At 33.5% G+C, this 20,059-nt stretch carries 19 protein-coding genes; 9 read left to right on the top strand and 10 right to left on the bottom strand.

Annotation, left to right across the window (positions count from 1 at the left end; translation table 11 throughout):
* Positions 1–44: 44 nt before the first annotated feature.
* The 3 genes from Q0951_RS02690 to Q0951_RS02680 all read right to left on the bottom strand — a co-directional run bounded on the left by Q0951_RS02690 (position 45) and on the right by Q0951_RS02680 (position 1,576).
* Positions 45–284 carry a hypothetical protein gene (locus Q0951_RS02690; RefSeq protein ID WP_299334947.1) on the bottom strand — a complete coding sequence of 80 codons (240 nt, stop codon included), beginning with the start codon at positions 282–284 and terminating at the stop codon, positions 45–47.
* Complete coding sequence (locus tag Q0951_RS02685; RefSeq protein WP_299333937.1) at positions 274–729, bottom strand: SRPBCC family protein; 456 nt, start codon at positions 727–729, stop codon at positions 274–276. Before Q0951_RS02685 ends, Q0951_RS02690 begins: the two co-directional genes overlap by 11 nt.
* Before the next feature lie 109 nt (positions 730–838).
* Positions 839–1,576, bottom strand: coding sequence for a T9SS type A sorting domain-containing protein (locus Q0951_RS02680; protein WP_299333935.1), 738 nt, complete (start codon positions 1,574–1,576; stop codon positions 839–841).
* A 307-nt stretch (positions 1,577–1,883) separates the two neighbouring features.
* On the opposite strand from Q0951_RS02680, the gene Q0951_RS02675 reads away from it, so the two are divergent.
* The 4 genes from Q0951_RS02675 to Q0951_RS02660 are packed head-to-tail and all read left to right on the top strand — an operon-like array spanning position 1,884 to position 7,052.
* Positions 1,884–3,827 carry a peptidylprolyl isomerase gene (locus Q0951_RS02675; RefSeq protein WP_299333933.1) on the top strand — a complete coding sequence of 648 codons (1,944 nt, stop codon included), beginning with the start codon at positions 1,884–1,886 and terminating at the stop codon, positions 3,825–3,827.
* 1 nt (position 3,828) lies between these two features.
* The gene (locus tag Q0951_RS02670) at positions 3,829–4,680 is read left to right on the top strand and encodes a peptidyl-prolyl cis-trans isomerase (protein ID WP_299333931.1); all 852 of its coding nucleotides are present in this window, start codon (positions 3,829–3,831) and stop codon (positions 4,678–4,680) included.
* Positions 4,664–6,097: a peptidylprolyl isomerase gene (locus tag Q0951_RS02665; protein ID WP_367179735.1), complete on the top strand. Its 1,434-nt coding sequence runs from the start codon at positions 4,664–4,666 to the stop codon at positions 6,095–6,097. The genes Q0951_RS02670 and Q0951_RS02665 overlap by 17 nt, the downstream gene beginning before the upstream one ends.
* A 1-nt stretch (position 6,098) precedes the next feature.
* The gene (locus Q0951_RS02660; RefSeq protein ID WP_299333927.1) at positions 6,099–7,052 is read left to right on the top strand and encodes a MoxR family ATPase; all 954 of its coding nucleotides are present in this window, start codon (positions 6,099–6,101) and stop codon (positions 7,050–7,052) included.
* Here Q0951_RS02660 and Q0951_RS02655 read toward each other — a convergent pair.
* Positions 7,044–7,646 carry an SCO family protein gene (locus tag Q0951_RS02655; RefSeq protein WP_299333925.1) on the bottom strand — a complete coding sequence of 201 codons (603 nt, stop codon included), beginning with the start codon at positions 7,644–7,646 and terminating at the stop codon, positions 7,044–7,046. The genes Q0951_RS02660 and Q0951_RS02655 overlap by 9 nt on opposite strands.
* 4 nt (positions 7,647–7,650) lie before the next feature.
* On the bottom strand, positions 7,651–8,793 hold the full coding sequence (locus tag Q0951_RS02650) for a hypothetical protein (RefSeq protein ID WP_299333922.1): 1,143 nt from the start codon (positions 8,791–8,793) through the stop codon (positions 7,651–7,653).
* Between the two features lie 62 nt (positions 8,794–8,855).
* Here Q0951_RS02650 and Q0951_RS02645 point away from each other — a divergent pair, with 62 nt between their 5' ends.
* The 5 genes from Q0951_RS02645 to Q0951_RS02625 all read left to right on the top strand — a co-directional run bounded on the left by Q0951_RS02645 (position 8,856) and on the right by Q0951_RS02625 (position 15,073).
* The gene (locus tag Q0951_RS02645; RefSeq protein WP_299333920.1) at positions 8,856–9,992 is read left to right on the top strand and encodes an acyltransferase; all 1,137 of its coding nucleotides are present in this window, start codon (positions 8,856–8,858) and stop codon (positions 9,990–9,992) included.
* 190 nt (positions 9,993–10,182) lie between these two features.
* On the top strand, positions 10,183–12,453 hold the full coding sequence (locus Q0951_RS02640; protein ID WP_299333918.1) for an aconitate hydratase: 2,271 nt from the start codon (positions 10,183–10,185) through the stop codon (positions 12,451–12,453).
* A 121-nt stretch (positions 12,454–12,574) separates the two neighbouring features.
* Positions 12,575–13,246: a Crp/Fnr family transcriptional regulator gene (locus Q0951_RS02635; protein WP_299333917.1), complete on the top strand. Its 672-nt coding sequence runs from the start codon at positions 12,575–12,577 to the stop codon at positions 13,244–13,246.
* An 88-nt stretch (positions 13,247–13,334) separates the two neighbouring features.
* A complete protein-coding gene (locus tag Q0951_RS02630; protein ID WP_299333915.1) occupies positions 13,335–14,402 on the top strand; it encodes a hypothetical protein in 1,068 nt (355 codons plus the stop codon).
* A 92-nt stretch (positions 14,403–14,494) separates the two neighbouring features.
* A complete protein-coding gene (locus Q0951_RS02625) occupies positions 14,495–15,073 on the top strand; it encodes a TlpA disulfide reductase family protein (RefSeq protein WP_299333914.1) in 579 nt (192 codons plus the stop codon).
* On the opposite strand, the gene Q0951_RS02620 is transcribed toward Q0951_RS02625, so the two are convergent.
* Genes Q0951_RS02620 through Q0951_RS02600 form a run of 5 tightly spaced genes read right to left on the bottom strand, consistent with a single transcriptional unit; the run spans position 15,060 to position 19,931 of the window.
* Entirely contained in the window at positions 15,060–16,205 is a 1,146-nt protein-coding gene (locus Q0951_RS02620) for a lycopene cyclase family protein (RefSeq protein ID WP_299333913.1), read from the bottom strand. The genes Q0951_RS02625 and Q0951_RS02620 overlap by 14 nt on opposite strands.
* A 15-nt stretch (positions 16,206–16,220) precedes the next feature.
* Positions 16,221–16,670 (bottom strand): sterol desaturase family protein, encoded by a 450-nt coding sequence (locus Q0951_RS02615; RefSeq protein WP_299333912.1) that lies wholly within the window; start codon positions 16,668–16,670, stop codon positions 16,221–16,223.
* Positions 16,671–16,673: 3 nt separating this feature from the next.
* A complete protein-coding gene (locus tag Q0951_RS02610) occupies positions 16,674–17,513 on the bottom strand; it encodes a phytoene/squalene synthase family protein (protein WP_299333911.1) in 840 nt (279 codons plus the stop codon).
* A gap of 1 nt (position 17,514) precedes the next feature.
* Positions 17,515–18,978 (bottom strand): NAD(P)/FAD-dependent oxidoreductase, encoded by a 1,464-nt coding sequence (locus Q0951_RS02605; RefSeq protein ID WP_299333910.1) that lies wholly within the window; start codon positions 18,976–18,978, stop codon positions 17,515–17,517.
* A gap of 53 nt (positions 18,979–19,031) precedes the next feature.
* On the bottom strand, positions 19,032–19,931 hold the full coding sequence (locus Q0951_RS02600; RefSeq protein WP_299333909.1) for a MerR family transcriptional regulator: 900 nt from the start codon (positions 19,929–19,931) through the stop codon (positions 19,032–19,034).
* Positions 19,932–20,059: the final 128 nt, after the last annotated feature.

Below are 20,059 nucleotides of genomic sequence, written 5' to 3'. Positions count from 1 at the left end.
CAATTCACTGTATCAGACAACTAAAGGTAAAAAACAGTTCGGTTTTACTCCGTAAATAATTGTCCGCGATGAGGTTTCAGTGCATCTCTTATCGGTTTCATTTCATCATCTGTGACCACCATAAATGCAATGCTGTGTAGTTCATTAAGTTGTTCAAATCCAGTAATATTGAGGTTTGTATTCTCGATAGCAATATAGTCTTTGAGATGCTTTTCGTGGTGCTCTGCAATTTTGAGAGCATCAGGACCTCTAAAGTCCCATATAAGTTTTAGTTTACGCATTATTAACTGAGGTTCCGTTTTCAGCAAAGTTCTTAAAATCCTGCATGTATTTTAAAGATTGTTTTTTAAAAGTTCCTGGCATTAGAAAAAGCAGGATTCGCATGACTAGATTAAGCGGTAAAAATTCACTGTTAGATGTCCACTTTGTAAACCCATCATTTGTTTTTTCAAAATAATTCTGTTGAATATTATGCACGCTCTTACTGGTGTAATTGGCATGGAATTCATTTGGGAAGTTTCGTTTAGTGATTGTTTCAATAAGCTCCATTTTACGTTTACCAAATTTATAAGACAGTTTCATTTTAGCACCTAGTTCTCCAGGATCACCTGAGATATGCTCAGCAGATACGAGTCCGCGCTGCCAATGTTTTAAGTTCTCAACGTTATCCATTTTTTTAATGAATTCGTCCAAAGGAACATTGACCTTTATTTCTGTAGTATATTTCATTTCTGAATTTAGAGGGATAATTCAATTTTAAAGATAATTGTTTTTCAAAATAAAATGGCGATTGAAAGTTCAATCGCCATAATTTTAGTTGAGTGGTTATTTTTTAACATTAACGCGAAATTATTTTTAAGGTTTGTGTTGAGAATTCTGAGGCAACCGTAACAATATAAAGCCCTGGATTTGGAAGTTCCAGATTTATGGTTTGCCTTTGCATATCACTTAAAGTGTTTATCTTTTTTACACGTTTACCAGAAACATCATATACACTAATTACTGTAGGTCCCTGAAAATTATTCAAAGTAAGTGTATTGTTGAAATACGACACTGTATTTGAATCCAAAACTTCAGAAACACTCAATGTATCATCTTTTGGAGCATCAGCTAGATCAATATATAAGTCTAAAGTTTGGTTGTTTCCTCCACCACCAAACTGATTCTGAAATAATAAATTAAGCCCATAAACTGTAGTGCCATTTGGTACACTAGCATAATGTTGAGCAAGATTTATAGTGATGCTATAGGTGTTTGGTTGTGCATTGTTATCTGCATCAATTAATACTAGTTCAGGCTGATTGGATAAATCATTAAAATCGGGCGCACCTTGAAACCCTCCAGCATCAGTATCTAAACCTCCGTACATAAATATTGAGTTCTGAAACTGGGTATAAAAATTTTGTATAATATCTGTGTCTTCGAACACAATTGTAATGGTTTGGTTAACATTAGAAGTTGCATTAACCGATAAGATGCTTCCTGAACCATTATAGCCAGAAAATGTTACAGTTTCCTGTGCAAAAAGCGGTAAAGAGAAAATTGTCAGTAATGTGAATAAGTAAATATGTTTCATGTATTTTTTTTTGAAAAATACTAAATTCTCTTGTAAGTCATAAAATTTACCAGAAACTATAACGTTTTCGTGTTTATAAGTTTTTCCGCTTTATCAATGCCAGGTTCATGAGTATGCTGTAATTTACGAATGTGTAATCTCGTATGTGGTGTTTAAAAAACACCTTGTTTTATATGGTAATTGTATTATTTTTGCTGAACTTGATGAGTTCAAGAATAACAACAAGTTAAAACCGAAATATCTTGTTTAATAAGGTTTTGGCATAATGGATGCAACATACCATTAAATATAAAATTTAATATTCAATATGAAATTATTAGTAACTACTGTTTTTCTCTGTTTTACTGTGTTTTTACAAGCACAAGTTAAAGATAACGATGTGTTATTTACTGTGGATGACGAACCCGTAATGGCTTCTGAATTTATAAGGGTATATAACAAAAACTTAGACTTGGTTAAAGATGAAACACAAAAAGACGTTGATGCCTATCTGGATCTTTTTGTAAACTACCAACTGAAGGTCAAAGAAGCACGTCGTTTAGAGTTAGATAAAGACCCTAAATATCTAAGAGAGTTCAATAATTACAAAAGACAGCTCACAAAGAATTATATGTCTGATAGTAAAGTTACAGATGCTTTGGTAAAAGAAGCTTATGAGCGAACTACCAATGATGTTAAAGCGTCTCATATTTTAGTTCGATTAGATGAAACCCAAGCCGATACATTAGAAGTGTATAATCAATTACTTGAATTACGTGAACGTGTGATTAATGAAGGCTATGAAGCTGTTCAAAAAGATGTACATAACGGAAAAACTATTTTTGCTGAAGATCTTGGTTACTTTGGCGGATTTAAAATGGTTTATCCATTTGAAACAGCTGCGTTTAGCACTCCTGTTGGTGAAGTGTCTATGCCATTTAGAACGCGTTTTGGATATCATATTGTCAAGGTCTTTGAAAAACGTAAATCATTGGGAGAAGTTACTGTGGCTCATATCATGGTGTCAAATAAACAAAAAGATAGTACCTTAAATCCTGAAACTAGAATCAATCAGATTTACAAAAAAATCCAACAAGGGGAAAAGTTTGAGTCTTTAGCTAAACAATTTTCTGATGATAAAAGTTCATCAAAAAAAGGAGGGCTCTTATCACCTTTTACTGGAGGCCAACTGAGTTCGAGAGCATTTGAGGACATGGCTTTTTCTCTCGAAAATGGTGGTGATATTTCAAAACCATTCAAAACAGATTATGGATGGCATATCATTAAATTGATTCGCAAAAAAGGAATACAACCTTTTGAAGAAGTTAAAGCAGAGTTGCAAAATAGAGTAAAACGTGATTCAAGATCTAAACTTATTAATTCTGCTTTGGTTAAAAAGTTAGCAGCCAAATATAATGTTAAGGAACATGAAGAAGGATTGGCTTATTTTCAATCAATACTTAACGATAGCTATTTCAAACAGGCATGGAAGGCACCTGAGGATTTCAATAACGATGGAGTACTAATTGGTATTGGTGATACCACAGTAACTTACAAAGATTTTTTGGCTCATTTAATGAAAAATCAACGAAATTATTACAACAGAAGACCAGACCTTAAAGCTGTTTTAAATAAAGAGTATAAGGCTTTATATGAAGCTCAGGTTCTAAAATATCACGAAGATAATCTTGAATTTGAAAATGAAGACTTTGCTTTTGTGCTCAAAGAATACAGAGACGGTCTTCTACTTTTTGATCTTATGGAAAAAGAAGTTTGGAATGCGGCTTCTAAAGATTCTGTAGGACTTCAAGAGTTTTTTGATAAAAATAGATCTAACTATGTATGGAAAGATAGAGCAGATGCTGTAATTATTTCCTCAGCTTCGAAACAGGATATCGAAAAGGTGAAAAGTGAACTTGAGAACGGAAGTTCTGTTGAGAATATAATGACTGCGATGAATACAGGCGGAGAGTTAAATGTCTTGCCAACTGCTGATGTTTTTGAAGACGGAAATTCAACGTTACCTAATAATTTTAAATTCAAAGAAGGTGTTTCTGAAATCTATAATCATAATGATGCATTCCACGTTGTTAAGGTAAATGCTATTTTACCAGCTGGTAATAAAACACTAGAAGAGGCCAGAGGTAAAGTCGTTAGTGATTATCAAAATTATATTGAAACCAATTGGGTAAAAGATTTAAACAACCGATTTAAAGTAAAGATCAATCCATCAGTTTTAAAGCGTGTAAAAAAACAAATTCAAAAGCAATAGTTTGAGACGTATAGTTGTTATTCTTTCTTGTATCATTACTCTGGTATCTTGTGATTTTTTTAAAAGATCAGACGATAGGATTCCTGTAGCTAGAGTGGGAGTAACATACCTATACGAAGAGGATATCAACGATCTTGTTGCTGAAGGTACTCCCAGTGATGATAGTACACAAATAGTGAATAGCTTCATCAATCGTTGGGCTACACAGCAACTCTTACTGGATGGCGCAGAGCGAAACTTGCCAGAAAACAAACAAGAGGATTTCAATAAGTTGGTAGATCAATACAAGAACGATTTATATACTAAAGCCTACCTAGAGGCGTTGGTCAAAAAAAGTATAGATACTATTATAGAAGATGATCAGGCAAATGAAGTTTATGAGACTAACAAAGAGACGTTCAAACTTAACGAAGAACTGGTCAAATTTAGATACATTACGATTCCACAAAACGCAATCAACGAAGATGAAATTAAAGAGCGTTTCAAAAGGTTTGATAATGAAGATAAAGCCTACTTAGATTCAATATCTGTTCAGTTTAAAGGCTATTCACTTAACGATTCTATATGGATCAAAGCGTCACAGATCACTGAGAAAATTTCTGTTCTTAATTCTGAAAACAAAAAAGAACTGTTAAAAAAATCTAATTATGTACAGCTCAAAGATTCATTAGACCTATATTTGATGCAAATAAATGATGTACTAAAGCAAAATGATCTTGCACCTTTAGAGTACGTTAAACCTACAATTAGACAGATCATAATAAACAAAAGAAAATTAGAGTTGATCAAGCAACTTGAAAAAGATATTACCAAAGATGCAATTAAAAACAAACAATTTGAAATCTACAATTAAATCCACAATCATAACTAGTTTATTGTGTGTGTTTGCTATAAATCTCTCAGCAGCACAAGAGATCATTCCAGATGTGGAAGATGCTTCAAAAAAGACTATGGATACTACGCAATCTAACGGTCGAAAAAAAGTTGATGGTGTTGCTGCTGTAGTTGGCGACTTTGTAGTTTTAGATTCTGATATTGATAAAGAATACATTCAACTTCAAAACAGAGGTGTTTCCATACGAGAAATCACAAGATGTCAATTATTTGGAAAACTCCTCGAAGATAAGTTATATGCGCATCATGCCATTCAAGATAGTATCACTGTAAATGAACTAGAAATTCGTTCAAATATTGAACAACAAATAGATGCCTTTTTAGAACAAAAAGGAACCATGCAAGAACTATTGGAATTCTATAATAAAGACAGCGAACAAAGCTTACGTGAAGAAATGTTTGAGCTTAACAAAAACAATAAGCTGGCAAGTGATATGCAGCGAAAAATTGTTTCTGATGTTGAAGTGACTCCAGAAGAGGTTCGAGCATATTATAATAGTATTCCAAAAGATGAACGCCCTACCTTTGGTACTGAGTTAGAAGTTGCTCAAATTGTAGTGATACCAGAAGTTACCGAAGAAGCTAAGCAAGCAGCTATTGATAAGTTAAAAGAATTTAAAGCAGATGTGATTGAGAATGGTGCAAGCTTTACAACAAAAGCTGTATTTTATTCTGATGATAAAGCTGCTCGTGGAAAAGGTGGTGCGTATACTTTGAACAGAAAACGTCCTCAAATGGTTAAAGAGTTTCGTGATGTAGCATTCTCTCTTCAGGAAGGAGAAATCTCTGAGCCATTCGAAACCGATTTTGGATACCACATCATTTTATTAGAAAAGATTAGAGGTCAGGAGTATGATGTAAGACATATTTTAATTCGTCCTGAAATTACAGAAGCATCTGTTCTTGCTGCTAAAGAAGAAATAACTAAAGTGCGAGAACGTATTATTGCTGGAGATCTTGAGTTTGGAGAAGCTGCTCGCGAGTTTAGTGACGAGGAAGAAACAAAGTATGAAGGTGGTAAATTGATTAATCCTTATACTCAAGACTCTAAAATGGAACTAACTAAAATGGATCCAGAACTTTACGGACAAATACAAGATCTAAAAGATGGTGAAGTTACTTTAGTTTTAGAAGATCAGGATAGAATCAATCCTATTAAATTTAAAATATTAACAGTTACTGATAGAATTAATGAGCATGAAGCTGATTTTGCTCGTGATTATCTTAAAATCAAAGCTTTAGCTTTACAAGACAAGCAATACAAGGTAATTCAAGAATGGCAAGAAGAAAAGATTTTTGACACTTATATTAAGATAAGTGAAGATTATAAAGCTTGTGAGTTCAATAGTAACTGGTTAAAAACTGAAAAAGAATAATATGTCTGACGTAGCTGCAATAGAACAGTTTGTAAAAAAATATAAAGCCCTAAGAACCGAAGTTGCCAAAGTTATTGTTGGTCAGGATGAGGTAGTCAATCAGATTCTGATCTCTATTTTCTCTGGCGGACATTCACTACTAATCGGTGTTCCTGGTTTAGCAAAAACCTTAATGGTAAATACCATAGCGCAAGCATTGGGTCTAGATTTTAAACGTATCCAATTTACTCCAGATTTAATGCCTAGTGATATATTAGGTAGTGAGATTTTAGATGAAAACAGGCACTTTAAATTTATAAAGGGACCTATATTTGCCAACATTATTTTAGCAGATGAGATCAACCGTACTCCACCTAAAACTCAAGCTGCATTACTGGAAGCTATGCAGGAGAGAGCAGTTACTGTCTCTGGACATCATTATAAATTAAGTTTACCTTATTTTGTGTTGGCAACACAAAACCCAATAGAGCAAGAAGGTACCTATCCATTGCCAGAAGCTCAACTTGACCGTTTCATGTTTGCTATCAATTTAGAGTATCCTACATTTGATGAAGAAGTACAGGTTGTTAAAACAACAACTACAGATGTTCAGGCTACAGTAAACGCTTTATTTACTGCCCAGGAAATCATGGATTATCAACATGTTATTCGTCGTATTCCTGTGCCAGATAATGTGATAGAATACGCAGTGAAAATGGTAAGTAGAACCAGACCAAATGCATCAACAGCTTCTGAATTGGTTTCTGAGTTTGTAGATTGGGGAGCAGGACCTAGAGCATCACAAAATTTAGTGCTAGCTGCTAAGACTCATGCTGCAATTAATGGAAAGTTTTCTCCTGATATCGAAAATGTACAAGCAGTGGCATCGGGAATTCTTCGACATAGAATCATTAAAAATTATAAAGCTGAAGCTGAAGGTATTAGTGATGAGCAAATCATCAAAAGCTTATTCTAATTGATTCAGTAAAACAGTAATGTCTTTTTTCAAAAGTACGATTTCTTCGTCTTTAAGAATATCGTAAAACCCTCTTATGTGTTGATGGTTGTCTATCAAAGCTAAATAGCTTGAGTGGTAAAAATCGGTACCATCTTCATTAGGCTCAAAGTTGCTTTTTAAGAGTGTAGCGATAGCATTAAGTTGTGCTTCGGAAGGTGCTCTTAACAGCTGCCATTGTTCTGAATTTATATCATGTAATTTCGAGTAATATTGCAATTGTGCTAATGTATCTCTTTTAAAATCAATTGATATTGAGTATTGTCTGAAACTAGGATAACTAGAAAAGGTTTTTGCTATTTCTGATTGTTTGATTCGCATTGGCGGACAAATAGATGGGCAAGTCGTAAAGAAGAAATTCATAGTATGGATTTTCCCTTCAGTATTTGTAGAACTAATAGTGTCTCCATCTTGATTTATAAATTCAAATCCATCTATTTTGTAGAGTTCCTTTTTTCCGTCGATATAATTATAGCTTAATATAGGAAGTTCTGATGTAGTAGATTTACACGCTGTAGAAATAATAAAAAAAATACAAACTATTTTTAGTTTCAAAACACTACAATTTGAGTTCGCTAATTTTGTCCTTCATCTCACCATCATAGTAAAAAATAGCCATGCTTGCCATCATTTCCTGATCTTTATCTGTGGTATTGTCAATGTCTAAATGCATTTCGTAAATGTGGTCTTCATACATCCATATGCCTTTTTGACTGGCAAATGAAGGTGTGTTCTTTAAACCTATCTTATTGGTGAAATTCTCACTTTTACAATCATAAATAATTGTATTTGTGGTTTTATCTTTCAAAAGAAAACGATTAGCAAATGGATGTAAATGTGATGTGATTTGATGCAACCTAATACTGTCTGTAATGTTTAACTGAGACGAGGCATCATAAGAATATCTGTGTTTACCTGGTGATATGATCCAGTGACCAGACAGGGCGTTACCTTCTGTATCCAGATATGAATGATTTTTAGTTTCAACAGGAATGCAGGCATTCGGAATTTGTTCAGTTGGTCCCTTAAATGGATCATTTGGATCGTAAGGAAACATCATGAAAACTGTTTTTGGCTGTAATGGAATTAATGGTTTATCACGATGCTTTGTAAATCCTATTTCGATTTTGTGTTTGATATTGAAGGTTGAATCTGTAACATTGTGGTTCAATGCTTGTGCATTGATAAATAATCGCTCATTTGAAAATACAGGAAAACCAAAACCATCAGGCAATTCAAAATCTTCAACACCATTACTAATTGAGGTAATTCTTGGATATTGAGAATTGATTCGATTAGTCATATTCCAGCGGTTGTAATGCTCAGCATCACGATATTCAAAGTTGGTATGGCAAACAAAATCATTAGAAAGTTGTCGAGATTCATCAGAGGAAACCGCATTAGTTTTAAATGAGGTTAAGTATAATAATTCTTCTTTTGAATCGTCTATCACTACATATTGATCAGATTTTGGACCTTCCATAGACTTGTAAATATTACTAATAACAAAAGTGGGAGACGTAAAGACTACTTTGTTATTGTCTAGATCTTTTTTCCATTCAGAATCTACTAAATTTAGGGCGTAATAGATCTTTGATTTTATCAATTCCTGATGTCTTGTCTTGAGAGATTTAAAATAAATAAATCCAGCTCCAAGAATTAAAACCAGAAAAATTAGTATAAATTTAAACTTCCGACGCATAATACAATGTATGTAATCAAAAATAATGAAACCTTAATGATTAAAAAAATTGTGAGATAACAATGCGAATAGATTTTTCAAAACGAATTTTTGGTTTAGACATTATGCGTGCTATGGCTATCTTGTTAGTTGTGTCCTCTCATGCCGTGTGGATTTTCCCAAGAACCAAAAATGTCATGACTGACCTTATGAGTATTGCAGGTGTTTTAGGAGTGGAGATTTTTTTTGTACTCAGTGGATTTCTAATCGGACGACTCATTTATAAGTTGTTTACAGCTCCAGATTTTAGTTTTAAGGATGTGAATTATTTTTGGGTCAGACGTTGGTTTAGAACCTTACCCAATTATTATTTGATTTTAATTTTTAATGTTCTTCTGGCATTAATTTTAGGTGTTTCATTACCTGATAATTTATGGCAGTATTTTTTCTTTATACAAAATTTTGCTTGGGAAATGCCTTTATTTTTTGGCGAATCATGGAGTTTACCTATTGAAGAGTTTGCTTATATCATTGGTCCGTTATTATTGTATTTAGTTTTATTTTTAAAATTGAAGATCAGTAGATCTAAGCTGTTTTTGATGGTGACCTGCCTGATTATTTTCTTTTTCCTAGGAACAAAGGTGATGTACAATCATTTTTATACAGAAACGAATATGATGTTTTGGAATGTCAACCTCAAAGCTATAAGCATATATAGAATTGATGCCATTTACTATGGTGTACTGGCAGCTTATATCTCAATTGTATGGCAACACTTCTGGAAGACCTATCGTTATGTCTTCTTGGGTATTGGAGGTTTAATGCTTCTTGGATTAAATGTTGTAATACCTGTAAAGCAGATCTTTATTGAGACACATCCTTTGTTCTGGAATGTACTGTATTTACCAATAAATTCATTAGCAATTGCATTTACATTGCCAGTATTATCTCAAATCAAATCTGCTCCAAAATTAATTTTAGTTCCAGTAACAATCATCAGCCTGATATCCTATTCGATGTATTTAATTCACTATTCGGTAGTCATGCAAATCATGAAATACTTTTTTCCTACGGAAGGATTGCCAACCTCAATACTAATAGTCTATTTAGTGATCTATTTTATTATTACGATAGTGCTGTCCTACATACTTTATGTGATTTTTGAAAGACCAATGACTAATCTGAGGGATTCGAAGAAAATTAAGAATCATTTTAAATAAGATTAAACTGTTAATTTAATAATTATATTATATTTTTTTTACTAATTTTTCATTTTTAGTCTAAAAAAAGTGCTGTTTACTGATTTATATTCAATGTTTTTAGCTATTTGTTACACATTTTCAAATTTGCTATATAATTTGTATTTTTGCAGGACTTTAAAAATGATAATTAACCCTTTAAATAATACATATGGCTTTTGATATAGACATGATTAAAAAGGTTTATGCAAATATGTCTGAGCGTGTTGACGCTGCTCGTGATGTTGTTGGTAAACCTCTAACGCTTTCTGAAAAAATATTATACTCACATCTTTGGGATGGAACTCCTACTAAGGCATTTACCAGAGGTAAGGATTATGTAGATTTTGCACCAGATAGAGTAGCATGTCAGGATGCAACTGCTCAAATGGCTTTATTACAGTTTATGCAAGCTGGAAAGCATAAGGTAGCTGTGCCAACTACAGTACATTGTGATCACTTAATCCAGGCAAAACTTGGAGCTACTCAAGATTTACAGCATGCAATCAATACCAGTAATGAAGTATTCAATTTTTTAGAGTCTGTATCTAATAAATACGGTATCGGTTTTTGGAAACCTGGTGCTGGTATTATCCATCAGGTGGTTCTAGAAAACTACGCATTTCCAGGAGGTATGATGATTGGTACCGATTCTCATACAGTAAACGCTGGAGGACTAGGAATGGTTGCTATTGGTGTTGGTGGAGCAGATGCAGTGGATGTAATGGCAGGTATGGCTTGGGAGTTGAAATTTCCGAAGTTAATAGGTGTTAGATTAACAGGTAAATTATCTGGATGGACTGCACCAAAAGATGTGATTTTAAAAGTAGCTGATATACTAACTGTTAAAGGTGGTACTGGAGCTATTGTAGAATATTTTGGACCTGGTGCTACTGCTATGTCTTGTACTGGTAAAGGAACCATTTGTAATATGGGAGCCGAAATTGGTGCTACAACATCTACATTTGGTTATGACGAATCAATGGAGCGCTACCTACGTGCAACAGATAGACCAGATGTTGCAGATGCAGCTAATGAAGTCAAGGAGTATCTTACTGCTGATCCTGAAGTATATGCTAATCCAGAACAGTATTTTGATCAAGTGATTGATATTAATTTATCTGAGCTAGGACCATTATTAAACGGACCATTTACTCCAGATCTTTCCACACCAGTTGGCTCTACAATGACAGAAAAAGCTAAAGCTAATGATTGGCCTTTAAAAGTAGAATGGGGACTTATTGGGTCTTGCACCAATTCTTCTTACGAAGATCTATCTCGTGCATCTTCGGTTGCTCAACAGGCTTTAGATAAAGGCTTAAAAACTAAAGCTGAATTTGGAATTAATCCAGGTTCTGAAATGGTTAGATATACTACCGAAAGAGATGGGATATTAGAAATATTCGAAAAGTTAGATGCTAAGATTTTTACAAATGCTTGCGGACCATGTATTGGTCAGTGGGCACGTTATGAAGATCCTAAAAATGCACCTAAGAACAGTATCGTTCACTCGTTTAATAGAAACTTTGCTAAGCGTGCCGACGGAAATCCTAACACACATGCCTTTGTGGCATCACCAGAATTGACAGCAGCTATTGCTATTGCTGGTCGTTTGGATTTTAATCCACTTACAGATAAGTTGATCAATGAGAATGGAGAAGAAGTGATGTTAGACGAACCAACAGGATGGGAATTACCACCTAAAGGTTTTGATGTTGATGATAACGGATACTTAGAGCCAATGGAAGATGGAAGTGGTGTTGAAGTTAAAGTTGCTACAGATTCTGAAAGACTTCAATTATTAACACCTTTTGAGCCATTAGGAGATTCAATAACAGGTGCTAAACTATTGATTAAAGCGTTTGGAAAATGTACTACAGATCACATCTCTATGGCTGGACCTTGGTTACGTTTTAGAGGTCACTTAGATAACATTTCAAACAATACATTAATTGGAGCTGTAAATGCCTTCGGAAAGAAAACAAACTTTGTTAAAAATCAATTAACTGGTGAGTATGGTGGAGTACCAGATACTGCCAGAGCTTATAAAGCTGCTGGAATTAAATCTATTGTTGTTGGTGATCATAACTATGGTGAAGGTTCATCTCGTGAGCATGCTGCAATGCAACCACGTCATTTAGGTGTTGCTGCTGTGATCGTAAAATCGTTTGCACGTATTCACGAAACAAACCTTAAAAAGCAAGGGATGTTAGGATTGACATTTGCTAACGAAAATGATTACGATCTTATCCAAGAAGATGATACATTTAACTTCTTAGATTTAAATGAGTTTGCTCCAGATAAGCAATTAACAATTGAAGTTGTTCATGCAGATGGAAGTAAAGACACCATCAAAGTAAATCATACATATAACCAATCTCAGATCGATTGGTATAATGAAGGATCTGCATTGAACTTGATCAAAAAGGAAAATGCTGCTTAACAGTAGTTTCAAAATGCATAGAAAAAAGCTTCTGAGAAATCAGGAGCTTTTTTTGTCTTAAGATGTAAGTATTAATGAGTTACTGCGACTTTTTAAGTATCTAACAAAAAAACTCACCCAAATGCAGTCACTCTGGTTCTTTGATGATGTCAACCTGTTCAAGGTGCTTTGTCCTCATAAATTCAAAGCATATAAGAAAGATCATGATTTTGATGCTTACAAAAAAAAAGACTATATCTACTTTGAAGATGATTCTGCAAACAAAGTTTATCTTATAGAAAAAGGTAAAGTGAAAATTGGGTATTATAATGAAAATGGAGATGAGATTGTAAAAGCTATTCTATCAAAAGGCGAATTGTTTGGTGAGAAAGCAATATTAGGTGATAGTAAGCGTGATGAGTTTGCGCAATCCATTGATAATACAACTTCTATCTGTCCAATAGGTGTAAGCACCATGCACGATCTCATGCGAGATAATCAAACGTTTAGTTTTAAAGTCTATAAGTTTATAGGATTCAAATTTAAAAAGTTAGAACGCCGACTTCAGTTATTATTGTTTAAAGATACTAAGACACGTCTCGTTGAATTTCTGGATGAACTCTGCTCAGATTATGGATATGATTGCCCGAAAACTGGAGATCATGTTATCAAACATCCATACACGCAAAAGGATATTGCTTCCCTAATTGGAACCTCAAGACCTACACTTAATATATTACTCAATGAACTTAAAGAGGAGAATTATATTGATTTTAATAGAAGAGAAATCAGAATCCTAAAACATTCCGCATAATTTTTTTTTTCAGTTGTGTTAGGTAGCTAACATTTTATGAGAATTACTAGTTATAATTTTGAAGTATAAATTTTAAAATTATAAAGTAATGATTAAAAAAATGTTTTTAGCAGTATTAGCACTAAGTTTAATAACATCATGTAGTAATGATGATGACGCAGTGCAAGCTATTGTTCCTAACGCAGGAACATTGAGTGGAGGACCTTTTACATTTGTGGTTGATGGAACTCCAGATTTTGTAAGTGGAATCACAACCGATCCCAATGCAGTAGGTACAAACAGAACGTTCGTAGTAACCGATGATCAAGGAAATATCTTAGGACTTCCACCAACTAATGAGGCGCTTCAAGGTGTGAATTTTGATGGTGCTGGTGTAGGAACTTGTTTGATATGGTACCTACGATATGAAAATGGATTACAAGGTTTAGAAGAAGGTCAAAACGCAAATGATCTTCAAGGAAATTTTGATTTATCAAATTCGATTACCGTAAATAGACTTGGAGCTCCAGACGCTGGTACATTGTCTGGCGGACCATTCAATTTTATCGTAGATGGAACAGCAGATATGGTAAGCGGAATTTCTACAGACCCTAATGCTGTAGGGACTAATAGAACTTTTGTAATTACAGATATTAACTTAAATATTTTAGGAACACCTGGTACATTAGAGATGTTAGAAGGTGTTGATTTTGATGGTGCAGGGCGTGGTGTGTGCTTAATTTGGTATTTGCGTTATGAAGATGATACAAATATTGCTACAGTAACTAATGCTGCAGATTTGACAGGAAGCTTTGACCTGTCTAATTCTATAAGGGTAGAAAGGGGTCCTAATGCAGATGTACTTACTGGAGGTCCATTTAATTTCACAGTAGATGGTACTCCAGATATGGTAAGTGGAATTGGATTTGAGAATCCAGATAATAGAGTTGGAACCAATGCAACTTGGGTTATTACCGATGATGCTGGAATGATCTTAGGAACTCCACCAACCTTAGCCGCTGTAGAAGGCGTGGATTTTGATGCTGCTGGAACTGGAGTTTGTTTGATCTGGTATTTACGATACGAAGATGATACTAATATTTCTACAGTGACTAATGCTAACGACTTAACTGGGACTTTCCACTTGTCAAACTCAATTACTGTTACAAGAAACTAATTAAGTTAATAGAAACACAAAAATTAAAGTTTTGTTGTTAGATTTGAAGCGCGTTACCGACTATGGTAATGCGTTTCTTCATTAATAACGATATGGCTAGATCCAAAAAAGTAAACATTTCAAATCTTATCTTTATTGTAGCTTTAGTTCTATTGCTAATTCCACAAACACGACAGCCTATACAGATATTTTTGAATAAAGCTATTGCAGCTATTGTGAAACCTTCGGTAATTGATGCTTCGGAACGACAAACACTTTCTAATTATGATTGGATATTAAAAGATGTTTCAGGAAATGATTTTGATTTTCATTACGCAGAAGGTAAAGTTGTCATTATTAATTTTTGGGCTACCTGGTGTCCACCATGTATTGCAGAAATGCCAAGTCTTAATGAGCTGTATCAACATTATATACCAAATGACGATGTGGTATTCTTATTTGTGTCTAATGAAGATAAAGAGCTATTATATGAATTTATGACTCATAATAGTTATAGTTTTCAAGTCTATCAATCTTTAAGTGATTATCCTAAGGTTTTTAATGTGTCTTCAATACCGAGAACATTTATAATTAATAAAAAGGGTGAAATTGTTATTGATAAAACAGGTGCCGCAGATTGGAATAGTGAGCGTGTTAGAAATGCTATTGATCAAGCACTTAAAGCGTTTTGAAAAATGCTTTGATAAAACTCCAGGAAAATAATGACATCATAATTTTAAGTTCTTCTGAAAACATGGATTCTTCATCTAAAAAGCGAAACATGGTTTGTACGCTGTTTTTGTCATAAAATTGCTGAAAGATCCATTCGCCTTTATGATTTTCATCTTTAAGAACTTTTAGAAAGACTTTATCGTAGAATCGATATTTACTTTTAAAAAGTTGATGTGATGGTATTTTATCGGTTTTTAAATTCTCAATGATTTTAGAAACTTTCTTTTCAGTATGTTTAAACGAATATCCTGTTGATCCTTTAACCCAGCCACCACCTGTACCAATTTTGGTAATGTACTTAGTGTTGAATTTTGAAAAGTTGTAGTTAGACATTGGTATCTGACCCATTTCAGTTTCAACAATACTGTAGGTGTCTATATTTAAATAATCTTTGATATAGGTCTTAATAAAACTATCATAAACCCCTTCTTTGACCGTATGTTCAGTGAAATAAGTAAACTCTACCAATGCTTCTCTTTTAGAAAAGGGGAGGACGTAGGTAAATGTGGTTTGGTCTCCATCTTTTAAGCGATAATCCATCATGATTACCTTGTTTTCGTCAAAACTATCTTTTTCTGTTTTGATTATCCAGCCTTTAAAATGCTGAATGATTGAGATACTGTTTTTTGATGCTTTAGAAAATGTCTCAGGTACTCGACTGTCAAATACATGAGTAGCAGAGTAACTATTTCTATTTGTGGTTACAGTAACGGGGCTTTTTTCTGAAACTGTTGTAACGTGTTCAAGAATAAAATGAATGTTGTCATGCTGCTTGAGTTTAGTTTTAGCTTCTCTATAAAAGTCTATAGCACGAATGGTATTGTAACTGTAAGGTTTGAGGTCGAGCTCAATAGAGTTATCTGATGTTAATATAGCAGCTTTATTCCAGGATTTATGGATAATTGATGTCCATTGAGACGGTTGGGTTTCCCAAAAACTCCAGGTTTTATCGTTGGTGTTTTTTTCTGAAGGATCAATTAGAGCGATCGAGTGCTTATCAAAATACGGATCTGAAGCAAGTTTTAAAGCCAGTTGTAAACCAGCTAAACCATTTCCTATAATGATATAATCGAAATGGGAAGAATCAGTCATAGATGCTCGAAAAAACTATTTTTTAAAATATTTTAATGGAACAAATAACATTCCGAAGCATTCACCGTCACTTTTACCAAGATGCTTATGATGAATTTTGTGTGCTCTTCGAACACCTTTTGCATACCAATTATTCGCATTTCTGAACAGTTTGAAACGTTGGTGGATAAAAATATCATGAACTAAGAAATAAGTAGCTCCATAAGCCATAATTCCTAAACCAATGGGTAAACAATACCAGATATCTTCATAGCTCCAGAGATAGAAGCAAATCATGCTGACAACAGCATAGAATATAAAAAAGGCATCGTTCCTTTCAAACCAACTTTTATGATCTTTATGATGGTGATCTTTGTGTAAACTCCATAAAAAGCCATGCATGACATACTTATGGGTAAACCAAGCCATAAATTCCATAGTGCAGAACACACCTAAAAAAATAAGAATCCAAAATACAGTTTGCATGTTTTATAATAAATTAAGTTGATACTTTACATAACTACGTGTGAGTAACTCAAACTTTTTATAGTTTGGTACTCTTATTCTGGTTGATTTTATTTCAAGAGCTGGTGTCTTTTTTAGCTTTTTGAGTAATTGGCTGTAATACCTGTAGGCCATAAACACACCAAACTTAGCTTCAATAGGTAGTTTTTTAATACCATGAAGTCCTTTGGCAAAATCATTTTCAATATCGTCAATAATGGCTTGCTTAGATGCTTCATCTAATTGATTGAGGTCTGTATTAGGAAAGTAAGTTCTACTCAGATCTTCAAAATCAGCCTTTAGATCTCTTAAAAAATTCACCTTCTGAAATGCCGAGCCTAAACTCATTGCTGAGTCTTTAAGCGATTCATATTTTTCGTTATCACCTTTAACAAAAACTTTTAAACACATTAAACCTACTACATCCGCAGAACCATAGATATACTCTTTGTATTCAGCATCTGTAAGGTAGTCTTGTTTGTGTAAATCCAGTCGCATACTTTTCATAAAAGCATTGACTAATTCCATATCGATTTCATATTTGTGAAATGTTTCCTGAAATGAGTTTAATATTGGATTGAGACTTATTTTGTGTTCGAGAGCTAGTTCTAGATCTTTAGTAAAATTATTAAATAATAATTCTTTATCGTAATCATGAAATGTATCTACAATTTCATCTGCAAATCTTACAAAACCATAAATATTATATATATCCTGGCGTATAGAATTGGATAACATTTTGGTGGCTAACGAAAAAGAAGTACTGTAAGATTTGGTAACTGTCTTACTACATTGGTTTGAAACGGTATCAAAAATAGCTTTCATATTAGTTTTTGTGGTGTTTTTTTATTAATTCTGAGACTAACTTACCAGAAATTAATGAAGGAGGTACTCCTGGTCCTGGAACAGTTAACTGACCTGTAAAATAAAGGTTGTTTACTTTTTTACTTTTTAGTTTAGGTCTTAGAAACGCAGTCTGGGATAGTGTGTTGGCCATTCCATAGGCATTTCCTTTGTATGAATTGTACTCTTTTATAAAATCCTTAACACAGAAGGACTCTTTAAAGATAATATTATTTTTTACATTTTGCTTCGTCAATTTTTCAAAGCGGGACATGATAATGTCGAAATATTGAGCTCGTAACTCGTCAGTATCTTCGATACCTGGAGCGATTGGGATTAGAAAAAATCCGGTTTCACTGTTATCTGGAGCCATGGTTTCATCTGTAACTGAAGGGAAATTAGCGTAGAACAGTGGGTCTTCAGGCCATTTTGGATCATCATAAATCTCTTCGGCATGTGTCTCAAAATTGGTGTCAAAAAATAGGTTGTGGTGTTGTATGTTTTTAAGTTTCTTATCAAATCCTACATAAAATAAAAGTGAGGAAGGTGCAAACGTTTTATTTTCCCAGTAATCTTCTGAATATTGACGGTGTTTTTGGTCAAGTAATGTTTCAGTATGATGATAATCTGCGCCACTCAATACAACATCAAATATTTTTTCTTCTCCATGTATCTCAACAGAGATAGCATTTTTTTGTTCAACATTAATTTTGTCAACTGGACTATTTGTATGTATTTTAACTCCTAAGCTTTCTGCCAAAGCGCTCATAGCTTTTATGATTTCGTACATGCCACCTTTAGGGTGCCAGGTTCCTAGACCAAAGTCGGCATAATTCATAAAACTGTAAAATGATGGTGTATTACTTGGTTTAGCACCTAAAAATAGTACAGGGAATTCAAGTGTTGATATCAATTTAGGGTTTTTGAAATTGCGTCTCACATCACTACTAATTGTTTTAAAAAACTGATCTACTCGCATTGCTGTTTCAGGTGTTACCAGTTCAAAAGGCGATATACCTGGTTTGAGAACAACCTTGTTTATAGCGATATCATAATTGGTGGCAGCCTTATTTATAAATTTTTTGAGTGGTTTAGAACTTCCTGGCTCAATACGCTCAAATTCATCACATATTTTTTCAAGTGTGTCTCCTATAGTAATAACTTCGTCTTTGAAGAAAATTTTATATGCTGGACTCAGTTTATCAAGTTGATAGTAGTCTGATGTTTTTTTACCAAAATCTCCAAAAAACTTATCAAAAATGTCAGGCATCCAATACCAGCTCGGACCAATATCGAATGTAAAACCTTCTTTTTTAAATTGTCTGCAACGGCCACCAACTGTACTGTTTTTTTCAAACATAGTGACGTCATACCCCTCTTTTGCTAAATAACAGGATGCTGATAGTGCTGAGAATCCAGAACCGATTATGGCGATGTGTTTTTTCATTGTTTAACAAATTTATACAAAAGTTAAACAATTTTAACTTGAGCAATAAATTTTTAGAGTTTTTTAACTAAATCTTTGATGGTACTAAACGGAACAATCTGTTTTGGTAATGAATTTAAGTCAATTTCATCTAACATTCGTCCTAAAATCCATAATTTCATGGATTTATTTGCTAACATTTTCTCTTCAAACTGTTTAAGGTAGTCTGCAATTTGATCTTTTTCAGGTTTTACAGTGAAATAGGACACAAAGGTAATGTCGTCGTAATAATTAAGGAGATCTCCAAGACTGTCTAAAGGTACACTTTGGCCAAGGAAAATGGCTTGATGACCTCTAGCTATAATTTCATAATTAATGAGCATTAAGCCTAATTCATGAACTTCGTTATCTGGTAGATATAATACAAATACTTGATTTGTATCAACAGGATTTTTAGATTGTAAAAGCTCTGTGTTTATTAATATCTTTTGTCTTATTAAAGACGTTAAGAAATGCTCATGAGCCGGAGTAATAGTATCTGTTTGCCACAGTAACCCTATCTCTGAAAGTAGAGGAATAAAGTCCTCATAAAAGATATCTGTGAAATTCTTTTCTTTCAGTAAACTATTATAAGTGTCATAAAATAACTTTTGATCAAAGTTGAGCATCGATAATTTGAAAGTATCGATAGCGTGATTGTTCGTAGTGTCATTTTGAGCTACTTCTTTCACTAATTTAGTAATCTCGGTAGGGTCTAAAGATGCAATCTTAGAAATCTTAAAACCATTGTTGTTGAGGTAACTAATATTGAGTAGCTTTTGAAGATTACCCAAACTGTAATATCTAATATTAGTATCTGTTCTTTCAGGTTGTAAAAGATTATATCTTTTCTCCCAGATTCTTATGGTATGAGCCTTGATACCTGTAAGGTTTTCTAGGTCCTTGATGCTAAAAGTACTTTTTACGTTGTTCATTTTTAGAATAAAAAAGTTAAACAAAAATAAGCTTTTTTTAGGACTACACTAAATTTTATGTTTTTTTTAATAGTATCACTATTATTCTAAAAAAAGGATATTATTGAATGTAGAGGAAATTAAGGAAA

Source organism: uncultured Psychroserpens sp. (genome assembly GCF_947501425.1).
Classification (GTDB): Bacteria; Bacteroidota; Bacteroidia; order Flavobacteriales; family Flavobacteriaceae; genus Psychroserpens.
The sequence above is the reverse complement of the archived record's forward strand: the minus strand, read 5'-3'. Positions and strand labels throughout refer to the sequence as shown.